Raw genomic sequence first — 21,287 nt, 5'->3', positions numbered from 1 at the left:
AGATGCAGTACGAATGTTAATAACAACATTATTAAGCCAGGTTTTTTCATTGTCATACGTTAAGCTATTATATAGTTTTCAGTCGTTAAAAATTACCACCAATAATGGGATATGATATTAGTGGCTCATTTTCATTTATGTAACCGTGTTGCCATTTTATAGGCCATTGCAGCCCCGGGAAGCGGTGTTAAAGTATCTAGTAACAGATCGTACGTTCCTTTTTCAGATAGTTCATCAGCAACTTTTTTAATTAAAGCTAAAGTAGCTTTCATCAAACCCGAACCCAGGCTTAAACGGGCGACACCTAAATCCTGCAGTTCACTTACAGATGGAAGCAGTCCTCCGCCACCAAATGCCGGGTTTGAAAGAATATTAATTGGGGCATTAATTTCCTTAACCAATGTAGCAATCATTTCTTTTTCCCATACAGGTTGTACAAATATGCAGTCGGCTCCCGCTTCCCGGTATTTATTGCCACGCTTTATTGATTCCGATAATTTTTCCTGCGACGAACCTGTCGAAGTATAAAATGAATCCGTTCTGGCATTAATTACTAAATGAAAGCCCAATGAATCTGATAAGGCACGAATAGCTGATATCCTTTCACAAAACTCCATCTCGTCGATTAATCTTGGATTTAAATCAATACTGTCTTCAATGTTTATTCCAACGATTCCCGTTTCAATGATCTTCTTAACTGAATCAATTATTTCATTTAAATTATTTCCATAGCCTGCTTCTATATCCACCGTTACCGGAACTTGTACTGCATTTACGATTCGTGTAATAGCTTCAATCATTTCCGGCAATTGTATAACCTGGCAGTCAGGATACCCTAAAGAGGCAGCTATTCCCATACTGGTTGTTGCGATTGCTTTATAGCCGCATGCTTCTATTAATTTCGAACTTCCGGCGTCCCACGAGTTTAACAGAACCAGCATTTCTTTGTCCTGGTGAAATTTCAGGAACAGTTCGGCTTTTTCTTTTTGAATAGTTGAAACCATACTATGGTTTTTTATTGATGTTTAATATAACTGCATCCACTTCTCATCGGATAGCCGCTAACGTTAGTTCTGTTTTTGTACCGGCGATTTTATATCGTTTAGGCTCAACGTTAGTCAAGGTAAAAAACTATTTATGAAGATAGGAATAAAAGATGAAATTGAAAGTTCACGAAGGCTTTGCTGATTGCATGATTTACAGGCGCACGCTTGCGTTAAGATCCTTACACCGTTGGAGACGATTTTATTTATCTAAACATTCTCAGCCCGGCATGGAGAAAAGTCTATGTTGCCAAACGCTAAATATTAACCGGCACCTGGTGGAACAGGCTTCTTTTTCCTTATCAAACTGTCTTTTGGATATTTCGCTTCCATATCCTTACGGATATTTTCGCTCCATGTAATAATTGTATTTTTTTGGGCATCGGTTAACTTTGCATCTCTATGTATAATTGTGTAAGAAGAAAGAGGCATATCTCCTTTATCAATTTGTTTTTTTATTTCTTCTATTTTATCGTACTGCCTTGCCACAGGATAAGTTGCAAACTCATTTAAATTAAAAGACCTTGTTCCATCCTTAACATGATTTGCTAAAAACCACGCAACAGGTTGAAAGTTGTTATACCAGGGATAGCGTGTGTTATTAGTATGGCAATCTTTACAGGCTACCACCAGTAACGAATCAACATCTGCCGGAACAGGATATAGGGTAGAAATGTCTGCAGGCTGCGGGCCGGGATGGATATTTTTTTGTGGCTTTATAAATTGAATTACAATAAGAATAATCAATAAAACCAGCAGTATTTTTTTTACCATAAAGCAAAATGCATTAGTGTGAAGAAAAAAATCAATAGAATATTTATCAGTCGTATTCCCCTATAAATGAAGATCAATATTAAACAATATTCTCAGTTAGAAAAAGATAATTTATTAGTAAGACCATCAGTAATGCTTTCCATATCCACGGTTTAATAAACTATAGACTGCCTAAACTAATTCTTATTTACAGACGACAATTGATATACGTAAATTTTAATTTCCCTTCTTTACGGCCCTTTTTAATGAAAGTTCAGGCAAACCCTTGGGCTTACCCTATTGATTAAAATGTAAATATTGCCTAACTTGGTACTGCTCTCCTATAAAGACTCCTCTAATTATTTACACAATTATAAAAATTACAGCTATGATCATGGTTCATGATACATTCATCTGCAAGCCGGGTAATGCATCTAAAGTTGCCAAAATGTTTAAAGAAGCAATGGCAAACGATCCTAATATGGTTAACATTATGACCGACATGACCGGTGCATATAACCGGGTAATTATGGTAAGCAAGTACGACAACCTCACTGCTTTTGAACAAAGCTTCCAGAAGTACATGCAGGATAACGAAGAAACGAAAAAGATGAAAGAAAAAATGCAGGGCTACCAGGATAAGTATCTTACAGGTTCAAGGGAAATTTACCAGGTTTGGTAAATGCTTTTCGTGGTCTGCATCTTATGCCCCGGCGGTACTCGCCCGGTTCCAACCACTGGTCGTTCTTACCCACGGGTTTATAAACCCTGCGTTAGTTCTAAACCTATGCTTGCTAACAGCAGGCAACAATTTCTATTTACACCACTTTTAAATTATTTTTTTTAAAACGGTCGTTTAATAACGAACTAATAATAGCCTCCCACCTTTTGGCTTTTTCTTCCGTTTCAATTACCCGCGAAATGTGGTCATTAATATGGCTGTAAAATGGAATATCTGCGCTGCTCCCATCATAAAGGTTCATATGCAGCACAATTTCTTCCAGGTGCTTTTCCAGCCTGTTAGTTTTTAAATCGCCGGCATTTATATAGTCATAATTTTTCTTTACAGAGCAGCATTGTACATGGTCCAGGTTGATAATTCTATCCCTGTATACATCACGGTCAACCCGGGTTAATATTAATAGCTTCCGTTGCGGAGCATCTAACCCGATGGCAATATTGTTTAAAAATTCCTGGCTTGTAAAGTTTAATTTGTTTAGCGATCCGGTCTTGCTCAGGCAATTGAAAAAAGTATTCATGGCATTTTGTTTTTGTTTTTTATCAATTGATATAAGGAACACCACAATGGCTATAATAGCCGCTATCAGCACTGCTGCTATGAGTAAGGTTGACATAATATTTTTTTGTAGGATTTATAATGACTTAATGAACGGCTGCTTATTAATTTCTATAATCGGCAGCCTGGATATCATTAAAACAAATAGATATCTTTTCAGATCTGGTAATAAAGCGCTAATAAATTGAACGCGTAATTACCAGGAGAAAATTAAAGTAAGATTCCCGGTAAGCACAAATTATGCCCGGGCAGACTTGTTGAAGTCTTTATAATTGGAGAAGTAATAAAGTTGTGAACAGAAAGGAATGAATTCAGGAAATGACCACGTATAACAATCACTCATATCAACTATGAGAAAAGTATGTAGGCGACTGGAAGGCTGATATTTTTTTTCTGGTATCATCCTCACAAACATAGCCTTTTTTTATACTGCATTTTCCTACAATTTTGTAATATGAAGTTAAATCGGGCAAGGCAATTTTACATTAATTGCGAATAACGGTAACAGTTATATTAAAGCACTGCGCCGGAAAATTGGTTATTGGCGGAAGCGGACGTGCGAACAGGGAATTTGATAAAAATTATTAATAACATCTACTTACGTTTTGCAAATGCTCTTTATTACATTTACCTTTTTATGCAACACATTGAAAGCTTGTTTAAGAATACCTTCAAATATATCCTCCCATCGCTTTGGAAGAATTTAACAACTGGGTCAATAAAGTCATAAATAATTCAAGATTTCATTATATAAATATTAAAATAAATTTTAAATAAGATGAAGGCGTACCTTAGAGACTACGGTCATACCGATTGAGACACGAACGGGGATAGTTGGTAACTACGGTAGTCCCGGTTTGAGCAACAGAAAAATCTTAAGCAATTTCTAATCCTTTTAAAAACTATAAAGATGAAAAATGTATTAAAGACAGTAAACAAAGAAATAACTTATTTTTTTATTATAGGCTCCGTGCTGTTTTTAAGTGCCTGTAAAACAAACAGCAGTTCAAATTCAGTCCTGGACAAAACTTACGAAGGCAACGGCGATGATTTACCTAAGGTAACGCAAGTGATGGTTCCACCGCCAATGTTGCCAAAATTTGACCAGGTGGAAAATGGCGGACCCAAAGTGATACTGGTAACTTTTACAGTAGAAGAAAAGAAAATAGAAGTCGCACCCAACGATTCTATCTGGGCGTTTACTTACAATGGCACCGTTCCGGGACCGATGATAGTTGCGCACCAGGGAGATTTTGTAGAATTGACATTGAAAAACCCCGCCACCAATACTCAAATGCATAATATAGATTTTCATGCCGCCACTGGTGCTATGGGCGGTGGAGATGTATCTCTTGTTAACCCGGGACAGGAGGTCACTTTCAGGTTCAGATGCACGAGAGCCGGTGTATTTGTTTACCACTGCGCTCCGGGCGGATTAATGGTTCCGATCCATGTTACGGCCGGGATGAATGGCGCCATTATGGTGCTCCCAAAAGATGGATTAAAAGATGAAAATGGCAACCCGGTTACTTTCGACAGGGCTTATTATATTGCACAACAGGATTTTTATTTTCCAAAAGATAAAGATGGCAAAACAGAAAATTTCGCGACCGTTCAGCAAAGCATACAGGCACTCGGAGAATCTATAAAAACACTTAAGCCAACCAATATTGTTTTCAATGGAAAACAAGGCGCCTTGTTAGGCCCCAATGCGCTAAAAGCAAAAGTGGGTGAGAAGGTGTTGTTCATTACTTCGGATGCCAACAACGACACCCGCATGCATCTTATCGGCGGACATGCTGATCTTTACTGGCCGGGAGGGAAATTTTCAAATAAACCCTTTACCGATTTTGAAACATGGGAGGTACCCGGAGGGTCCGCCGCAGCTGTACTGTACCGATTCAGAGAGCCGGGAACTTATGCTCTTTTGGATCACAACCTGATAGAAGCATTTGCTTACGGAGCAGTAGCCCAGGTAAAAGTAGAAGGGAAGTGGGACAGCAGCCTGATGAAAGTAGTACGCAAGCAAAGTCCATTGCAATAAAACAGAATTAACCATGTATTATAGCGCATCTTTCGGTATGGACGGAATATTAAAAATCAACCAGCAATAGTATGGCACTATTTTTATTAAGTAAATCAAAATCTTATTCTATCACTTTAAAAATATTTCTTATGAAACGAAAAATTTTTTATCTCGTGTTATTTTTTAGTTGCATCATGCTTGGTTTTAGTTGCGGTAATCAAAATGCAAATAACGCCGCCACATCCTCAGATACAAGCACTGCACCTTCTTCTTCAAATGAAACTTCAACCGAAAGCACCAATCCTAAAGGCGTGGGCAAATACACAAATGTTGTACTTACTCATCCTTTAGACGAAAAGATGGTAGCAGCAGGTGAAAAGGTTTACAATGTGAAATGCGCCTCATGTCATAAATTAACCGGCGAAAAGCTTGTAGGACCAGGCTGGAAGGGCGTTACGGACAGAAGAACTCCTGAGTGGATAATGAATTTCGTTACAAATACCGAAGAAATGTTGAAAACAGATACCGCAGCAAAAAACCTGCTGGAGGTGTGTTTAGTGCAAATGCCCAATCAAAATCTTTCAGAAACAGACGCACGTTCTGTTCTTGAATTCCAGAGAAAAAATGATGGCAAGAAATAACTATTAGCCCATACGAATCAGGCTGTATTGTAAAATTTTTCTACTTTTTTGAATCGGTGTTTAAACCTCTTTTTAACGCAGGCACAAGTGCATGTATTAATCTTATTCCCGCGTGTACAGTGAGGTTGTATTTTTTATTGAAACGACTATCAATATTATTCCAATAATGATAAGCGCCCAATAAACGTACTTAAAAAATGATTGGTTATTTAATTTATGGTTCAAATATCGTCCTAAAAATATTGCCGGAAGTGCAGTTATTAAAGAGATCAGAAAGTATTGATTTACTTCAGCAGTTACCAGGCCTTTTATATAATAGCCGGTAAAACCGATAAGGCTCGCAGGCAAAAAGTAGGCCTGCAGCGTTGCCCGAAAGTGCTTTGCTGTCCATTTCCTTAAGTTTCCGTAAACAACCAAAGGAGGTCCGTTAAGGCCATACGCTCCGCCGAGTATCCCAGACAAAAAACCACAGATAAAAAGCCATAATTTGTTGTCTTGTTTTAAAGTGAATGTTGATTTTCCAAATAAAGAGAAAAGAGAATAGATGATGATTAAAAATCCAAGCCCCGTTTTTACAAAAGTTTCATTTCCGTATATTAAAATGAATAATCCTATTGGTATTCCGGGTACTGCATAAACAATCAACCATTTTGCGCTTTTAAAGTGAATGCTTGAATGGTCCTGGATAACAATCACCAGGGCAATTGTAATAGAAAGCATTACGGATAAGGGGACGGCAACTTCAACAGGCAGAAAAAAGAGAAACAGTGGTACAGCAAATAAGGATTCACCAAAGCCCAGGGTAGACCTGACAAGTGAAGCAATAAAACTAATGGCAAGGATTAAAATAATTGTCAAAGTCATATTGTTCTTTAGGTCTTTTGCGATTCTTTTTTCATTGGATATTTTCTTTGTTTAGCGTCTGCTGTCACATTTAATAAACTATAGCCTGCTTAAATAAGCTTTCATTTATTGAAAACAAACGACATAATCCGCACGCTTTAATTTCGGCTATTTAAATATATTCTTAATGTAAGCAAAGATACGGGCAGACGCTCAACTGCGCTTCACTTAGTGTGCTCGTGACCGTTAGTTTTTCCAGCGTTGTAGTGGTGATAAAAATTGTGATTGAGCAATGTTGCAGGCAGCCGGTCATTATAAAAATTAATGGATAAACCTGGCCCGGTATCCCGTTTTTCCTTCAGCAGTTGATATTTTATAGATCTCATTATACAAATCTTCAAATTGAGAAAACGTATGAGGATAGGTTACTCTGCTCTTGATTACATGATCTACAATGGCCTGGCTGTTTCCTATGGCTAATATCTTATACCCAAATCCCGTATCTACAGTGATGATATTAATTAATTCACTTTTCCAAAAGACGGCAATACTTTCCAATTCATTCAGTAGAATCCGGTTTAAATAATTTGCACTCACTGTATTCCCAACAATGTCTTTTGCCCCAATTGAATAATCTATTTTCAATAAATTATTCTGACAGAGATCCGTTAAGTTCCGGGCCTCCTGCGAGTTTAATCTTTCTGATATCTCTTTGTAAAACTGAAATTCATACAAGCGATTACTTCTATCAATTGCTTTACGATTGGTTTGTAATAAATGATAGGTAAAATAAGTATAAACCCCAGCTACAATTGCTGCCAGTAATGAACCAATTGCGGAAATAGCTGTCCATCCGATCCACATGAAGGTAAAATTTAGGGCAAGTTGCATTATAAATTAACAGCTGTTTTATGCCTTTGCAGGTTTCCGGTTACAAATTTAATAAATGTTCCGGCCTGTAACGCCCAACTGGTTCGTGGTTACTTTTTTCCATTAAAGGATTGCAATTGGCTTTTATGTGCGGATGTCCCCTTTTTTGACTAAGAAATACTCCAGTGCAGATTCCTTGCTATTTGCCATGGGAATTCCCATGGCAAATAGCTCCAAAATAGCCGGGAGTCAGCTGGAAAGATTTATAATATTTATCAATGAAGATGACAATGTATTAGATTTGGAAACGGAAAAAAGTAACATATAATTCCTGAAAATTTGAATGAAAACATTTTATGAAAAAGATGCCTTTATACCCATTGCACAGGAACATATAACGGAACAGGAAACTAAGCAGCGGGAAGGAAAAGAGATTAAAAATAAGTACGTATCATTTCTTTTATTTTTTGGAGTGGTAATGTTTTTTGCAGTTACAGGATACCTGGCCTCAAGTAATGCTGAGCTTATTGTTGCTGCCATACTCGCGCTGATGCTTACCCTTGGGCTTATACAAACGCTTATTCAACAGAGGGTAGCTAATATGATGAATACAAAGATTAATACATCGCAACAAAACACAGGTGCCGTCGCAACAGGTGCTGAACCTTTGCGGGAACCTGCTAAAGCAATTACAATCCCACCATTTCAATTAGATGTATATGAACAAAATGAATTGCCCGCTCATTCTTTTACACTGAACCCGAATCTTACTGAAGAAAAAAATATTTTTAATATTAAACCGTTACACATATTTTATTTTTTCAATTTTTATTCTTCCGGTTCTCTTATCAACAAAACGAGCGGCGGGTTTCAAAGACATGGCCCCGTTTTTTTTCTCGGTTCGCCACAGGACATTGGCTTCAGTAAACTCTGGAATATGTTTTCTATAACAAAAATAATGCGCCAGCTATTAATTACCACACCGGAAAAATTAGCTGAAGCAATCGACAACATTTCAGAGAAACCGTTGCCTCCTAAAACAAAGGGATTAATGACCGAGAATTACTTTGCGGGCGCTTATCCTTCTAATGTTTTTTATTGTACGGATGCTGTGTGGCAGCAGTGTGTGGCATTGTTATTTGCCAAAACGGATTTTTCGATTATTGATGCAAGCGATTATACAAACGAACGGGCCGGGCTACAGTGGGAGATCGGGCAGATCATCAATCATATTGCAACTGAAAATTTTGTGGTACTTATAAATAGTAAAACAGACCTCGTTGCCCTTGGCGAATCTTTTAAAAATTCCTGGAAACAAATGAATGCCGATTCGCCTAATAACAGGGAGCGCACGCAGCCGGTCCGGTTTATATTTCATCAAACACCCGACCGGGCAGTTGAAAAGAAAACGTATTCAAATGTATTGTATGAAGCATATCACCGGCAAGCATTATCAAACGATAATATTATTGCTTTACTCTTGCGATCAAATAATGATAACGGTGAAGGGTAGACGTTTTATTATGCGTTTGTTAAGCGTAGGAGAAACTCATAGTCAGGCGGATGACGCGAGCTTACGAAAGAAAGGGAGCATCCACCTGAAGTAAACACTTTCTACGACACTAACTTTCTCAAGAGAACTTAGGTACAAAATTTCAATGAGCCCGAATTGCTTTCTATAATAATTTCAGGGACTGCTATAAGTATATTCAAAGTATATCCCTAATTATTTAAACCTTGTACGAGATAGCCCGATAAACGTATTTTCTTATTGAAACATTCTAAGGACAGCCTCGGATTGCTTTTCAATTATGCTGGTATTTGAAGGAGCGCAATATTATAAAAAATATGCACCTGGTAATTAATACCAGGCCATGCCGCCCCAGCGGTGGTTCTCATGTGTTGATCCGAATCATCAAATGCCCTGTCAGTAATCATTTTATTAAAATTGAATACATGTGAACTTTACGGGTGTGAAATAAAGAACGGAATAATAAACTAAAAACTTACTATCATGAAAGACGAAAAAGATGATCAACTCTGGAAGGAGGCGAAGGACAGGGCAGGATTTAAAATACATCTCCTAACCTACCTTATTATAAACGGCATGCTTTGGATACTATGGTTCTTTACGTCCGGTGTAAATTCATATGCCTGGCCGATATGGCCAACGGTGGGCTGGGGCATTGGCGTAATTTTTAATTATTTCGGTGTATACAAATTCAGCCACACCGCGGAAAATGAATACCAGAAATTAAAAGGAAACCGGCATTTACCGCAAGGGGGTGCATAAATTACCCGGCTGGCAGAATGATCAACATCATTGAATGGTGCATTGTATCTCTTTAATTTTAAATTTCAAAAGCTTTTAATGTTTTACGCCCTTTTCAAAAAAAATTTATCTGCAGCAAGAGAAAGAATATTAGCATCAGGAATCAAAACGGCAAATACGAGGCTGGGTAAAATTGAATACATAGCTTTTGGAAAGGGATTGCCGGTATTATGGATTCATGGAATTGTGGGCGGAGCTGACCAGGGAATCATTTCCTCCGAGCCATTGGTTGATAGAGATTTCAGGATTATTGCCGTATCCCGGTTTGGATATATAGGCAGTCCGCTACCCGTGAATGCTACACCGGCTGCACAGGCAGATCTATATGCGGCCTTACTTGATGCGCTGAAGATTCCAAAAGTTGCTGTGGTAGGTTTTTCATCAGGCGCACCTTCTGCCCTGCAATTTGCTTTACGACATCCCGATCGCTGTTCATCACTTATACTTCTATCGGGGGCCGTTCCACCCTACACGGAACCTCCCCACATTCTCCGGATTATTGCCAAGATATTTTTTGGTTCAGACTTTATTTTTTGGATCCTCATCAAATATTTTCCATCCATTATGATGCGCCTAATGGGCGTGCCAAAACCTGTTCAAAAACGGCTTTCTGCTGTTGATAAAGAATGGCTGGATGATACAATGTTTTCTTTTTTGCCCGTGCGATTACGGGTAAACGGGATAATCAACGATATATGGGTAACGAATCCGGATCTCAACAAGGGTTATCCGTTTCAGGAATTGACGATACCCACATTAATTATTCATGCGGTTGACGACCCTATGCCTTCTTTTAAAACGGCCAAAAGAATAGCCGCACAAATACCTCGTTCAAAATTTGTAACAATTGAGAGTGGGGGTCATTTACATATGGGTCATCATTTAATGGTAAGAACTTCAATAACCAATTTTATATTAAGCACAAAGGAGACTAAGGCTTCAGTACCTGTCTTGGAACAGGCATTTACTTAAGCCTGTAACTAACGGTAAAACATAGACGTCGAAGGATCTTTAATAGTGCGTATATTTATGTATTGGCAGCAATCCAAAAACTATACGATATAATGAAGGCACTCCGGGGAAAAAATTTATGAATGCAATATGACAACTTCTGCAACTTTAATTATAAAGAAACTACTTATTGTTTTTCTTGTTGCCGCCGGGTTATATTATGCTAAAGATTTTTTGATTCCCCTGGCAATTGGCGGTGTTTTAGCCACTTTGTTTTTACCTGTTTGTAAACGAATGGAAGCGAAGAAAGTATCCAAAGGCCTGGCGGTTTTAATTTGCCTCCTTCTATTTTTATTGACCATAGCATTTGTAGGAGCATTGCTTGGATGGCAGGTTGCTTCACTGGCAAGGGATTTCGCCCTGTTAAAACAAAAATCCATAGAAACTTTCAACCACCTCCAGGAATATATATTTAATCATATAGGCATTTCAACAGAAAAGCAATCGCAGATTCTCAATCAGGATCAACCGGGAGTTACCGCGATTATGAAGATGGTAGCAGGCTCGCTTTTATCTGTTTTTATCAATTTTATTTTTGTGCTGGCTTATATGTTTCTTTTCCTGTATTATCGTGGTCACATCTTAAATTTCTTCCTTCAACTTTCAATACCCGGCCAAAAAACTGAAATGCGGCAGATCCTTTACAGCATCTCCCATGTATCTCAGCAATACATGCTGGGGCTTGCTAAAATGATCATTTGCTTATGGATAATGTACAGTATCGGCTTTACCATTATGGGAGTTAAAAATGCTTTCTTTTTTGCAATCCTCTGCGGCCTCCTGGAAATTGTTCCTTTCATCGGCAATATAACAGGCACTACACTCACTGCATTGGTATCTCTTGTACAGGGAGCAGGCATTCCTATGCTGGTTGGTATTATAGGTACTTACGCAATAATACAATTTATACAGGGGTGGGTATTGGAACCGCTCATTCTAGGTCCGCAGGTAAAGATCAATCCTTTCGCAACCGTTATAGTGCTGGTATTAGGAGAATTGCTTTGGGGCATTCCGGGAGTTTTTCTCGCCATTCCTCTTACTGCTATGGTTAAAATTGTATGCGACCATATCGACCCGCTAAAACCGTATGGTTTCCTGATTGGTAAAATTGAAACAGGAAAAGCAGAGCCGGGATTTATCAAAAAAATAAGGAATAGGTATAAAACGACACAGCATTAAAAGAGTCGTTTCCGGAACCAGGCAAAAGCCAAAATATTTCTATCAAAATCACGGCCTGGGATTAGCTTCTTTTCTTAGAACTTCATTTTTTCCTATTAATGTCCTTTTTGTAATTCTTCACCATTTTTCCGAATTGCTTATCTTTTTTCCGTCTTTCAGCAACCGAAGATTCAAAATGAGCTTTCTCTCTTTCTAATTCCAGGTAATTTTCATATGAAGCCCGGTCTATTTCTCCCTTTTCAACGGCTTCAATAACAGAACAACCTATCTCATTGGTGTGGGTACAGTCTTTGAACTTACAGTTCTGAGAAAGCCTGGTAATCATATCAAATGTAATTTCTAATCCGCTTGTTGCATCGGCAATACCTACTTCTCTCATTCCCGGATTATCAACTAATATTCCTCCATTTTCAAGAATAATTAATTCTCTATGACTTGTAACGTGTTTCCCTTTATTTGTACTCTCGCTAATTGTATCTGTTCGCATTATAGATTTTCCGGAAAGATTATTTAATAGAGTGGATTTTCCAACACCTGAAGAGCCAAGCATACAATAGGTTTTACCTTTTTCAATAATCGCTTTTAGTTTGTCGTACCCAGCTTGTGATTCGTTACTTATTGCAATAATGGGAACATTATTAATGCGGGCTTTTATTTTCTCCAATATCTCAAAAGTCCGGTGTTCATCAATTAAATCAATCTTAGTGAGCACTATAATAGGACTAACCTTTGATGCATTACAAATGGTCAGGTATCTTTCAAGCCTATTAATATTGAAATCCCTATCAGCGGCTTGCACCAATAATGCATAATCAATATTTGTTGCTATTATTTGTATCTCTCTGAATTTACCAACGTCCTGTCTCGAAATAACAGAGGATCTCGGTAATATGCTGTGAATAATGGAAAAATCTGAATCATGAATGGTTATAGCAACCCAATCACCAACGGCAGGAAAATCTTCACGGCTTTTTGATGAAAACCGCAACTTCCCTGATATCTCAGCTTCAAATTCTCCTTTCTCCGTCTTTACAATATACCTTTCCTTATGTTCCGATATAACTCTTCCAATCTCAAACTCTTTAAGGTTATTCTCATTCCTTAATTTTTCAAGTTTACCATTATATCCTAAATCTTCTAATGTCATTTAAATATAGAATTGATTAGCCTATTCAATACTCACGGTCATATTTTAGCCTGGGCCCTAACGGACCGGGCTTTATGACGTTGGGATATTTCCTTTCGTCTGCCGACAACCGCTACTAAATTTATAATTAAAAATTCATTGTTTTTACTAAAGTTCAAAGATGCTGGTCAAGCCTACAATACCGATAAAAGTATTTTCTTATTGAACATTCTAAGGCCGCTGGAAAGAAAGGAACACCCCCAAAGGCTGAGTATCTTTTCTGCAGCGGATCTGGCCAAAATACAACGACTCTCAGATATGGTTAAGGGAACGTATCATCTGCTTCACGATCAAAACGGAGTAGCTCATGTTCTTATAACATTGCGAGCAAGTTTAGATTATGATGAATCAGAATTTCACGCTTCATGAGCAGGTTTCATAAAAAATCGATCATCCACTATTTATACCGTTATAAAGATGAACGGGAATGTAAATGGATTATGCCTTAACCCGACCCTGGCAAGAAAAAGCAAAGGATTCCATAAAGATTGTACAAATGTTTTTGATGATCTCTCAAAGAAACAAATCGCAAATCCACAATCAAAAAATCTTTGAGATCATTTTATTTTCCGTAAATCAAAATTCATTGAAGAGTAAAATTGATTTCATGTTAAATCTCGCTACTTTTATTCCACCACCTGATTTAATTCCAAAAAAGTAGTATTGTTCATAATTGCTAATCCCCTAATGTAAAACGGAAGGACAAGGAACAGGATTGAGTATAAGTTAAGATATTATAAAAGCACATGGAGGGGAGATAAAAGTAAAAAGTAAAGAGAGTGAAGGAACGGAGTTTATTATTCAATTGCCTTTATGACTGGTAGTTTAAAATCCTATAATCTGTTAATCCTGAAAATCATGGTTCGAACAGAAGTAAACAAAGAATAACGAAGATTCTTATTTAGGTTAAATAACATAATTGGCTTATGAATAAAACAAAATTGAATATAGAAGCAATTAAAAAATTAATCACCTTCATTCTTATAATTTTTAGTGTAAGCAATCTTTTTGCACAAAACAAAAAATTAGATGAACTGAAACTTCAGTTGAGCAAAGAAAAGACGGATACCGGCAGGATTAAATTGCTTATCAATATGGGCAGACTTGGATTTGGCCGGGCGAAGAACGATTCCGCTTTATGGTATTTGCAGGAAGCGCTGGCACTTTCGAAAAAAATTCATTATCGCAAGGGTGAAATTTACGCCCGCCAGGAAATGACCAATTTTCTGAGATATACGGGTAATTATCCTGAGGCGCTCAAAATGTCATTAGAAAATTTAAAGATTGATGAACAGTATCACCAGTATGATGCGCTATTTTATCAAACAAGACTGATAGGATGGATATATGGTAGTATGGGAGATAATAAGAAACAATTGGATTATTCAAAAAAATTAGAGGTATTAGCGCATTCAGGAAGTTACAAGGGCTCCGGACAAAAAATCACCACCACAACTGCGGATAATTGCATGGCTTTAGCCTACTCAAGCCTGCACGTCTGGGATTCTGCCCTGCATTACCAGCTTTTGATTTATAAATCTGCCTTGAAGAATGAAGACCTTATGTGGCTCGCACTCGCAACCGGCGGCCTTGGTGATAGTTATTCCGAAAAAGGAAATAACGACTCAGCATTTTTCTTTTATCGAAACAGTATTCCTTATGCTATAAAAGTAAGTCGCCGGGATATAGTTGCAGCATCTGAATTGGGCATTGCTACTTTATTTCATAAAAAAGACCAATTGGATTCTGCGCTCTATTATGCCCGGCAATCATTAAAGGATTTAGGAAAAACAGATGAACCTAATGTAATGATGGATGCATATTCGCTTCTTTCAAAATTATATCAAAGAGGCCACAGGTATGACAGCGCTTACAATTATCTTCAAAATTACATAACCCTTAAAGACAGTATATATAACCAGGCAAAAATAGCGCAGGCGCAGAACTTGTCTTTTAATGAAACGCTACAGCAAGAACAAATAAAACAAGCGAAAAAAGAAGCCGAACAACAATACAAAACCAAAATAAAAGTTTATATCCTTGCAGCAATAATCCTGGTATTCCTGGTCATCGCATTTTTATTATCAAGAAATCTTCGCAACAAACGAAAAGCAAATCTTCTTCTCAGCAAACAAAAAGAAGAAATACAAACCACTTTATCAGAATTAAAATCCACACAAAAGCAGCTCATTCAATCAGAAAAAATGGCTTCGCTCGGTGAACTCACAGCAGGCATTGCTCATGAAATACAAAACCCATTAAATTTCGTGAATAATTTTTCTGAAGTAAGTAAAGAGTTGCTTGACGAAATGAAAACAGAATTAGATAATGGTAATGCAGATGATGCAAAAGAAATTGCCAATGATGTAATTCAAAACTTAGAAAAAATAAATCATCATGGCAAACGTGCAGATGCAATTGTAAAAGGAATGCTGCAACACTCACGGATAAGCACAGGTGTAAAAGAGCCAACAGATATTAATGCTTTGGCTGACGAATATTTACGGTTGAGTTATCATGGGTTACGGGCAAAAGACAAAAGTTTTAATTCGGAGATGCAAACTGATTTTGATAAAACGTTAGAAAAAGTTAATATCATTCCGCAGGATATTGGAAGAGTGCTATTAAATTTATACAACAATGCTTTTTATGCTGTTCAGCAGAAGCAAAAAGAAGCAGCTGAACAACGGTTGCCAACTTTTGAAAGGTCGACAACCCGGTACGTACCGACAGTATGGGTAAGTACAAAAAAAGTTACTGACAAAGTATTACTAACGGTGAAGGATAATGGCAACGGTATCCCGCAAAAAGTAGTTGATAAAATATTCCATCCATTCTTTACAACAAAGCCAACAGGTGAAGGAACAGGATTGGGTTTGAGTTTGAGCTATGATATTGTAAAAGCACATGGTGGTGAAATAAAAGTGGAAAGTGAAGAGCATACAGGAACAATTTTTATGATACAATTACCAATAAGTTGATATGAATAATCAACAAGAATTACTGCTTAAAAAAAATGCAGCGCTTGAAAAAGAACTAACGGTAAAGAATCGGGAGCTGGAAATTCAGGCTTCACTCGAAAGGGTACGAGCAGTTGCGATGAATATGAACAGGCCTGATGATATGCTGGATGTGTGCCGGACTATTTCTCTTCAGTTACAATCGTTGGGCGTAAAAGAGATCCGCAATGTGCAAACAGCCATCTTTTATGTGAGCCGGGGTACATACATGAACTACGAATATTATGCAAAGCATAAAAAAACATTTATTACCGAAACGATTTATACCAATCATAAAATAGCGAAAGCCTTTGCTGCAAAAATGCTAAAAGGCAAAGGTGAAATTTCTACTACCCTCATCAAAGGCAAAAAAGTTAAAGAATGGCTTGCCTACCAGAAAACCACCAATGTGTTTATTGATAGGTTCCTGGAAAAAGCAAGTTCACTTTGCTACTATTGGCATTCACTTGGCCCGGTTGCGTTGGGTATTTCCACTTATGTTCCATTAAGAGGCGATGAATTGAAATTATTTCAACGGTTCATGAATGTATTTGAATTGTCATACACCAGGTACCTGGATATCGAACAGGCCATTACCCAGGTCAGGGAAGCGGAAATACAATTAGCGCTGGAAAGAGTACGTGCAAGAACCATGGCTATGCAACATAGTGATGAGTTGGCAGAAACGGTACATATCCTTTTTCAGCAATTTAAGGGACTGGGCGAAAATCCTGATCAGGCCACCATTGGTATCATAAATGAAAAGGAATGGGTAATCGAATATTGGGTTACTATGTACGGGAATTTAAATAAAAAGGTTTATAAATTCTCTATTGATGAACCGAATGTAACCAACAAAATATATAAAGGGTGGAAAAAACAGAAAACTTCATTGGTCATAGATCTTAGCGGGAAAGAACTGTACGATTTTTCTACATATCGGGCCAGCATGGGAGGCGCAGTTTATAATAAAGCTGAGAAAAGGCGTATTATCAATGTCGCTTTCTTTTCAAAAGGTCTTCTAAATGTGCAATCCACTGAATCAACGTCTGGTGAAAGCATTCGACTTCTGGAAAGATTTGCCAAAGTATTTGAACAAACCTATACCCGTTTTCTCGATCTACAAAAGGCGGAAGCACAGGTAAGAGAAGCGCAGATTGAGAATGCTTTGGAAAAAGTAAGAAGCCGCACTCTCGCCATGCAGAAAAGTAATGAACTGGCCGAGACTGCTGCAGTTGTTTTCAGGCAATTGATAAACCTTGGTATTGCTCCCAATCGTTTATACATTGGCGTTATAAGAGATGATAGCGGGGATATTGCATTATGGGCAACCGATGAAGATGGAAGTAAGGTAAACACACAGTTTACCGGAAATATCAGGAAGAATATTACCATTCAAAAAATGTATGATGGATGGATGGAGCAGAAAAAATCAATTACCATTGATATGCAGGGAAAGGAATTAACCGATTATTTTCATTACCTGAGTGAAGACCTTAAAGTGCCTTTTAAGCTTGGGCTTTCACAAAAACGCAGGGTACAAAACATTGCTTACTTCGCCAAAGGATTTATAGGTATGGCTTCGCCAGATCCCCAGCCGGAAGAAACGGTTTTTTTACTGGAACGGTTTGCTGCAGTATTCAATCTTACTTATACCCGGTTTAATGATTTACAAATAGCGGAGCATCATGCAGAACAGGTAGAGCTTGATTTGATAAAATTAAAAGAAGAAAAAAAACGTACAGAGGATGCACTTAATGAACTTCGGGCTATGCAAAAACAACTGATTCAATCTGAAAAAATGGCAAGTCTCGGTGAACTCACAGCAGGCATTGCTCATGAAATACAAAACCCCTTAAATTTCGTGAATAATTTTTCTGAAGTAAGTAAAGAGTTGCTTGACGAAATGAAAACAGAATTGGATAATGGTAATGCAGACGATGCAAAAGAAATTGCCAATGATGTAATTCAGAACTTAGAAAAAATAAATCATCATGGCAAACGTGCAGATGCAATTGTAAAAGGAATGCTGCAACACTCACGGGTAAGCACAGGTGTAAAAGAGCCAACAGATATTAATGCTTTGGCTGATGAATATTTACGGTTAAGTTATCACGGGTTACGGGCAAAAGACAAAAGTTTTAATTCGGAGATGCAAACTGATTTTGATGAAACGTTAGAAAAAGTTAATATCATTCCGCAGGATATTGGAAGAGTGCTATTAAATTTATACAACAATGCTTTTTATGCTGTTCAGCAGAAGCAAAAAGAAGCAGCTGAACAACGGTTGGCAACGCGGTACGTACCGACGGTATGGGTAAGTACAAAAAAAATTAGTGACAAAGTATTACTAACGGTGAAGGATAACGGCAATGGTATCCCGCAAAAAGTAGTTGATAAAATATTCCAGCCTTTCTTTACAACAAAGCCAACGGGTGAAGGAACAGGTTTGGGGTTGAGTTTAAGCTATGATATTGTAAAAGCACATGGTGGGGAGATTAAGGTGAATACAATTGAAGGAGAATTTACAGAGTTTGTGATTCAGTTGCCGGTCTCAGCATAATTTATTATCACAATACGCAGAACTTGCCCGGAAGCGTACCATTGATTTTTTCAATGAACATTTGAAGTAACATGGGTTGAAAACAGCTTTACTTTATTCCATAAATATTAACTTTCAATCCTTTCATCTTTAAATTGATCGGCGTTCTTACATTGAATAATGCCAATTCAAAAACCACGTTATTGTAATTCCTGTAATCATCAAGTGTAAACATATCGTTCGTGGAAACATGGTTCCACTTTTTAGGCTGGTAATCGTTTTTGGTCATCAAAACAATATCCCGCTTACTCCAATAGAGATATTTTTTATTTAAGCCGCTTCTATCGACAAGGGCTAAACGAAAATCAGGTTGATTTTCTGTGCCCGGTGATGCGAGATATACATCGGCAGATGTTTCAACATATAGGTATTTATATTGCCTTGAAATAACAAAGTCAGGCATCAAACTGGTATCGTGTTTGTTTGTAAAAATAGTTTTTGGAACAGAGTCGTTAAAAGAGACAAGCAGTTCTTTCGTTCCCGGCATCAGGTTCTGTTCCGGGGGGTAAATTTTATTGCTGTCACACACATAGGAATTGATGATCTTAAAATTTTCCAGCAAATGCGTGATATGTTTTTTAATGGAATCATTCGTATATGGCTCCTCCAATAATTCAGGAGTTAGCTTATATAACTGGCCTTCAGAAAGCATATAGTCTTTATAAATATAATCATTGATCTCCCGGCTCCATGCCATAAAGGGCATGGATTGTATGTTCCTGAATGAGGCGCATGTATCCAAAACATTCGCCAACCAATGTACTTCCTTAGGATTATAAGGCAGCTTATAATTATTTAACACAAGAGAAGTAATGGTAGGCGCCAGGTTATTATGTGAATTAACAGAATAAAATTTCTTTGCAGCTTTCAGCATGGGTGAGTAAATAATTAAAGGCACATGATAATCGTCAATGTTACCGGTTGAAGGGAACGAACCAATATGATGATCGCCGGTAATAAAAAAGATGGTGTTGGAATATTCGGGCCGCTTTGCATAATCAGCAAAGAATTTTTTTATGCAATCATCTGCAAACATAAAAGTTACCAGCACATATTTGGTAGCTTTCAACGTTCTTCTTATATCTCTTGAAACTACAATCGTTTTCAACTTTTCATCAAATAACTTTTCATACTTTGGTTTTTGCTCAAACAAATAAGGTTCGTGAGAAGTGGCGGTATGATAAATATTTAAATAAGGTGTTTTTGGAACAGAGTCCATCACCTCAAAACTCCGGCTGAATAAGGCATCGTCGGGATAGCCCATTGACCATCCTCCAGAGCCAACTCCCATTTCTTTATACTTCGGACCATAGTGAGAAAGAATAAAATCAGTTCCCTGCAGGCGGATGTAACCTCCCATATTATCGAAGTCGGGGTTAAAGCCAATCATGAAACTGGTACGATAACCATTTAACCGTAGTATTTTAATCAATGATAAATGATTGGGCATTACACTCATTAATGAAAACCCACGCCTGCCATAAGGTAACGAGCCTGAGATGGCAGGATGTGCTGCAAACGTACCTGGCGCCGTGCTTAAAAAATTATCCCATACAAGGCTTTTAGTAGATAACGAATCCAAAAAAGGAGTGAAGCTGGTAGCATAAGCTTTGTCACCGCTGAAATCGCGTGATAGTCCTTCTACTACAAGGATCACAATGTTAGGAGGTGTTTTATTGAGATTAAAAAAACTACCCAGTACGTCTTTGCTATTGTTTAAGTGCAACAAAGGATACTCTGTACTTGTAAATTGAAAAGGATGTTCTTTTTGATAAAAGTTTATTTCGCTTTCAAGTTGTTTATTGTCCAGCTTACTAACGGTATTTTTATCTTTTGTTTTGAAATAGTTGTAGCTATCTTTTATCCAAAAGCTAAACTTATTACATTCGAGATAATAGCCACCTGCCTTAATAAAATTGTTTTGTGAAGGCATCGCAAACTGTATAAGAAAAATAGAAACCAGACAAAGAAAAATTAAAGAAACCGGCAGGTATCTCTTAACACCTGTTCTTTTAAAAACCCGGTAATACAATACAAAATACAAAGCAATATAAATAATGAAAGGAATGTATAGTTTGAATCCGCTGGTAAGCATTTGCTTGCTGGTAAGCCATGAATCAGCTGCATTTCTTGTAAAAAATTCATGATCAAATGGGCGGGTTCGTTCAGAAAAAACAACCAGCAAAGCCAGGTACATGATAATAAATAACACATTTACAAAATGAAACGCAAAAGCTGCGGAACGTTTATTTATATAGTATAAAAGCAGAAAGGGAAAGAGTAATACGCCACTATAAATTAAGCAGGCCCATACATCATACAATAAGCCCACCAATTCGTATCGAAAAGCATTCGCAATAAAAAACTTAGAGGCTACGGCAGTGTATTCAAATATTCTTACAAGGCAGATGGTAACTATAAAAGCAATAACTATACTGAACCAGGATTGAAGGAAATCGAAGCGTTTATAGGATATTTTATTGGACATACGTTCTATTCCTCTTT

General features: G+C 37.5%; 17 protein-coding genes. 9 read left to right on the top strand and 8 right to left on the bottom strand.

The window, feature by feature from the left end; genetic code table 11:
- Nucleotides 1–131: 131 nt before the first annotated feature.
- Both FW778_RS14660 and FW778_RS14655 read right to left on the bottom strand, forming a co-directional pair.
- Nucleotides 132–1,004 carry an isocitrate lyase/PEP mutase family protein gene (locus FW778_RS14660; protein WP_150415542.1) on the bottom strand — a complete coding sequence of 291 codons (873 nt, stop codon included), beginning with the start codon at nucleotides 1,002–1,004 and terminating at the stop codon, nucleotides 132–134.
- 303 nt (nucleotides 1,005–1,307) lie between these two features.
- Complete coding sequence (locus FW778_RS14655; RefSeq protein ID WP_150415540.1) at nucleotides 1,308–1,817, bottom strand: heme-binding domain-containing protein; 510 nt, start codon at nucleotides 1,815–1,817, stop codon at nucleotides 1,308–1,310.
- Between the two features lie 367 nt (nucleotides 1,818–2,184).
- On the opposite strand from FW778_RS14655, the gene FW778_RS14650 reads away from it, so the two are divergent.
- Nucleotides 2,185–2,478, top strand: a complete 294-nt coding sequence (locus FW778_RS14650; protein ID WP_150415538.1) for a hypothetical protein — start codon at nucleotides 2,185–2,187, stop codon at nucleotides 2,476–2,478.
- 136 nt (nucleotides 2,479–2,614) lie between these two features.
- Here FW778_RS14650 and FW778_RS14645 read toward each other — a convergent pair whose 3' ends face one another.
- Nucleotides 2,615–3,151, bottom strand: coding sequence for a hypothetical protein (locus tag FW778_RS14645; RefSeq protein ID WP_150415536.1), 537 nt, complete (start codon nucleotides 3,149–3,151; stop codon nucleotides 2,615–2,617).
- 852 nt (nucleotides 3,152–4,003) lie between these two features.
- Here FW778_RS14645 and nirK point away from each other — a divergent pair.
- Both nirK and FW778_RS14635 read left to right on the top strand, forming a co-directional pair.
- Entirely contained in the window at nucleotides 4,004–5,137 is a 1,134-nt protein-coding gene (nirK, locus tag FW778_RS14640) for a copper-containing nitrite reductase (RefSeq protein WP_150415534.1), read from the top strand.
- Between the two features lie 131 nt (nucleotides 5,138–5,268).
- Nucleotides 5,269–5,760, top strand: a complete 492-nt coding sequence (locus FW778_RS14635) for a c-type cytochrome (RefSeq protein WP_150415533.1) — start codon at nucleotides 5,269–5,271, stop codon at nucleotides 5,758–5,760.
- 102 nt (nucleotides 5,761–5,862) lie between these two features.
- Here FW778_RS14635 and FW778_RS14630 read toward each other — a convergent pair whose 3' ends face one another.
- Complete coding sequence (locus tag FW778_RS14630) at nucleotides 5,863–6,624, bottom strand: sulfite exporter TauE/SafE family protein (protein ID WP_150415532.1); 762 nt, start codon at nucleotides 6,622–6,624, stop codon at nucleotides 5,863–5,865.
- Between the two features lie 300 nt (nucleotides 6,625–6,924).
- Nucleotides 6,925–7,494 (bottom strand): hypothetical protein, encoded by a 570-nt coding sequence (locus FW778_RS14625; RefSeq protein ID WP_150415530.1) that lies wholly within the window; start codon nucleotides 7,492–7,494, stop codon nucleotides 6,925–6,927.
- A 322-nt stretch (nucleotides 7,495–7,816) separates the two neighbouring features.
- On the opposite strand from FW778_RS14625, the gene FW778_RS14620 reads away from it, so the two are divergent.
- Nucleotides 7,817–8,986, top strand: coding sequence for a hypothetical protein (locus tag FW778_RS14620; RefSeq protein ID WP_150415528.1), 1,170 nt, complete (start codon nucleotides 7,817–7,819; stop codon nucleotides 8,984–8,986).
- Nucleotides 8,987–9,282: 296 nt separating this feature from the next.
- Here the strand turns inward: FW778_RS14620 and FW778_RS23585 are convergent, their stop codons facing one another.
- On the bottom strand, nucleotides 9,283–9,411 hold the full coding sequence (locus FW778_RS23585; protein WP_262714414.1) for a hypothetical protein: 129 nt from the start codon (nucleotides 9,409–9,411) through the stop codon (nucleotides 9,283–9,285).
- Nucleotides 9,412–9,487: 76 nt separating this feature from the next.
- Between FW778_RS23585 and FW778_RS14615 the strand changes: the two genes are divergently transcribed.
- The 3 genes from FW778_RS14615 to FW778_RS14605 all read left to right on the top strand — a co-directional run bounded on the left by FW778_RS14615 (nucleotide 9,488) and on the right by FW778_RS14605 (nucleotide 11,995).
- Nucleotides 9,488–9,766: a 2TM domain-containing protein gene (locus FW778_RS14615; protein ID WP_150415526.1), complete on the top strand. Its 279-nt coding sequence runs from the start codon at nucleotides 9,488–9,490 to the stop codon at nucleotides 9,764–9,766.
- Nucleotides 9,767–9,844: 78 nt separating this feature from the next.
- Nucleotides 9,845–10,777 (top strand): alpha/beta fold hydrolase, encoded by a 933-nt coding sequence (locus FW778_RS14610; protein ID WP_150415524.1) that lies wholly within the window; start codon nucleotides 9,845–9,847, stop codon nucleotides 10,775–10,777.
- Between the two features lie 129 nt (nucleotides 10,778–10,906).
- Nucleotides 10,907–11,995 (top strand): AI-2E family transporter, encoded by a 1,089-nt coding sequence (locus FW778_RS14605; protein ID WP_150415522.1) that lies wholly within the window; start codon nucleotides 10,907–10,909, stop codon nucleotides 11,993–11,995.
- Nucleotides 11,996–12,077: 82 nt separating this feature from the next.
- Here the strand turns inward: FW778_RS14605 and rsgA are convergent, their stop codons facing one another.
- On the bottom strand, nucleotides 12,078–13,142 hold the full coding sequence (rsgA, locus tag FW778_RS14600; RefSeq protein ID WP_150415520.1) for a ribosome small subunit-dependent GTPase A: 1,065 nt from the start codon (nucleotides 13,140–13,142) through the stop codon (nucleotides 12,078–12,080).
- A 965-nt stretch (nucleotides 13,143–14,107) separates the two neighbouring features.
- Between rsgA and FW778_RS14590 the strand changes: the two genes are divergently transcribed.
- Both FW778_RS14590 and FW778_RS14585 read left to right on the top strand, forming a co-directional pair.
- A complete protein-coding gene (locus FW778_RS14590; protein WP_150415518.1) occupies nucleotides 14,108–16,162 on the top strand; it encodes an ATP-binding protein in 2,055 nt (684 codons plus the stop codon).
- Nucleotide 16,163: 1 nt separating this feature from the next.
- Nucleotides 16,164–18,743, top strand: coding sequence for a sensor histidine kinase (locus FW778_RS14585; RefSeq protein WP_235906265.1), 2,580 nt, complete (start codon nucleotides 16,164–16,166; stop codon nucleotides 18,741–18,743).
- Nucleotides 18,744–18,831: 88 nt separating this feature from the next.
- Here the strand turns inward: FW778_RS14585 and FW778_RS14580 are convergent, their stop codons facing one another.
- Nucleotides 18,832–21,270 (bottom strand): LTA synthase family protein, encoded by a 2,439-nt coding sequence (locus FW778_RS14580; protein WP_150415517.1) that lies wholly within the window; start codon nucleotides 21,268–21,270, stop codon nucleotides 18,832–18,834.
- Between the last annotated feature and the right edge of the window lie 17 nt (nucleotides 21,271–21,287).

It is taken from the genome of Ginsengibacter hankyongi, assembly GCF_008710285.1.
GTDB lineage: Bacteria > Bacteroidota > Bacteroidia > Chitinophagales > Chitinophagaceae > Ginsengibacter > Ginsengibacter hankyongi.
The sequence above is the reverse complement of the archived record's forward strand: the minus strand, read 5'-3'. Positions and strand labels throughout refer to the sequence as shown.

Bases quoted from the DNA above. Each gene is read 5' to 3' on its own strand.
- FW778_RS14660 (WP_150415542.1), bottom strand. From the start codon at position 1,004: ATGGTTTCAACTATTCAAAAAGAAAAAGCCGAACTGTTCCTGAAATTT.
- FW778_RS14655 (WP_150415540.1), bottom strand. From the start codon at position 1,817: ATGGTAAAAAAAATACTGCTGGTTTTATTGATTATTCTTATTGTAATT.
- FW778_RS14650 (WP_150415538.1), top strand. From the start codon at position 2,185: ATGATCATGGTTCATGATACATTCATCTGCAAGCCGGGTAATGCATCT.
- FW778_RS14645 (WP_150415536.1), bottom strand. From the start codon at position 3,151: ATGTCAACCTTACTCATAGCAGCAGTGCTGATAGCGGCTATTATAGCC.
- nirK (WP_150415534.1), top strand. From the start codon at position 4,004: ATGAAAAATGTATTAAAGACAGTAAACAAAGAAATAACTTATTTTTTT.
- FW778_RS14635 (WP_150415533.1), top strand. From the start codon at position 5,269: ATGAAACGAAAAATTTTTTATCTCGTGTTATTTTTTAGTTGCATCATG.
- FW778_RS14630 (WP_150415532.1), bottom strand. From the start codon at position 6,624: ATGACTTTGACAATTATTTTAATCCTTGCCATTAGTTTTATTGCTTCA.
- FW778_RS14625 (WP_150415530.1), bottom strand. From the start codon at position 7,494: ATGCAACTTGCCCTAAATTTTACCTTCATGTGGATCGGATGGACAGCT.
- FW778_RS14620 (WP_150415528.1), top strand. From the start codon at position 7,817: ATGAAAACATTTTATGAAAAAGATGCCTTTATACCCATTGCACAGGAA.
- FW778_RS23585 (WP_262714414.1), bottom strand. From the start codon at position 9,411: ATGATTACTGACAGGGCATTTGATGATTCGGATCAACACATGAGAACC.
- FW778_RS14615 (WP_150415526.1), top strand. From the start codon at position 9,488: ATGAAAGACGAAAAAGATGATCAACTCTGGAAGGAGGCGAAGGACAGG.
- FW778_RS14610 (WP_150415524.1), top strand. From the start codon at position 9,845: ATGTTTTACGCCCTTTTCAAAAAAAATTTATCTGCAGCAAGAGAAAGA.
- FW778_RS14605 (WP_150415522.1), top strand. From the start codon at position 10,907: ATGACAACTTCTGCAACTTTAATTATAAAGAAACTACTTATTGTTTTT.
- rsgA (WP_150415520.1), bottom strand. From the start codon at position 13,142: ATGACATTAGAAGATTTAGGATATAATGGTAAACTTGAAAAATTAAGG.
- FW778_RS14590 (WP_150415518.1), top strand. From the start codon at position 14,108: ATGAATAAAACAAAATTGAATATAGAAGCAATTAAAAAATTAATCACC.
- FW778_RS14585 (WP_235906265.1), top strand. From the start codon at position 16,164: ATGAATAATCAACAAGAATTACTGCTTAAAAAAAATGCAGCGCTTGAA.
- FW778_RS14580 (WP_150415517.1), bottom strand. From the start codon at position 21,270: ATGTCCAATAAAATATCCTATAAACGCTTCGATTTCCTTCAATCCTGG.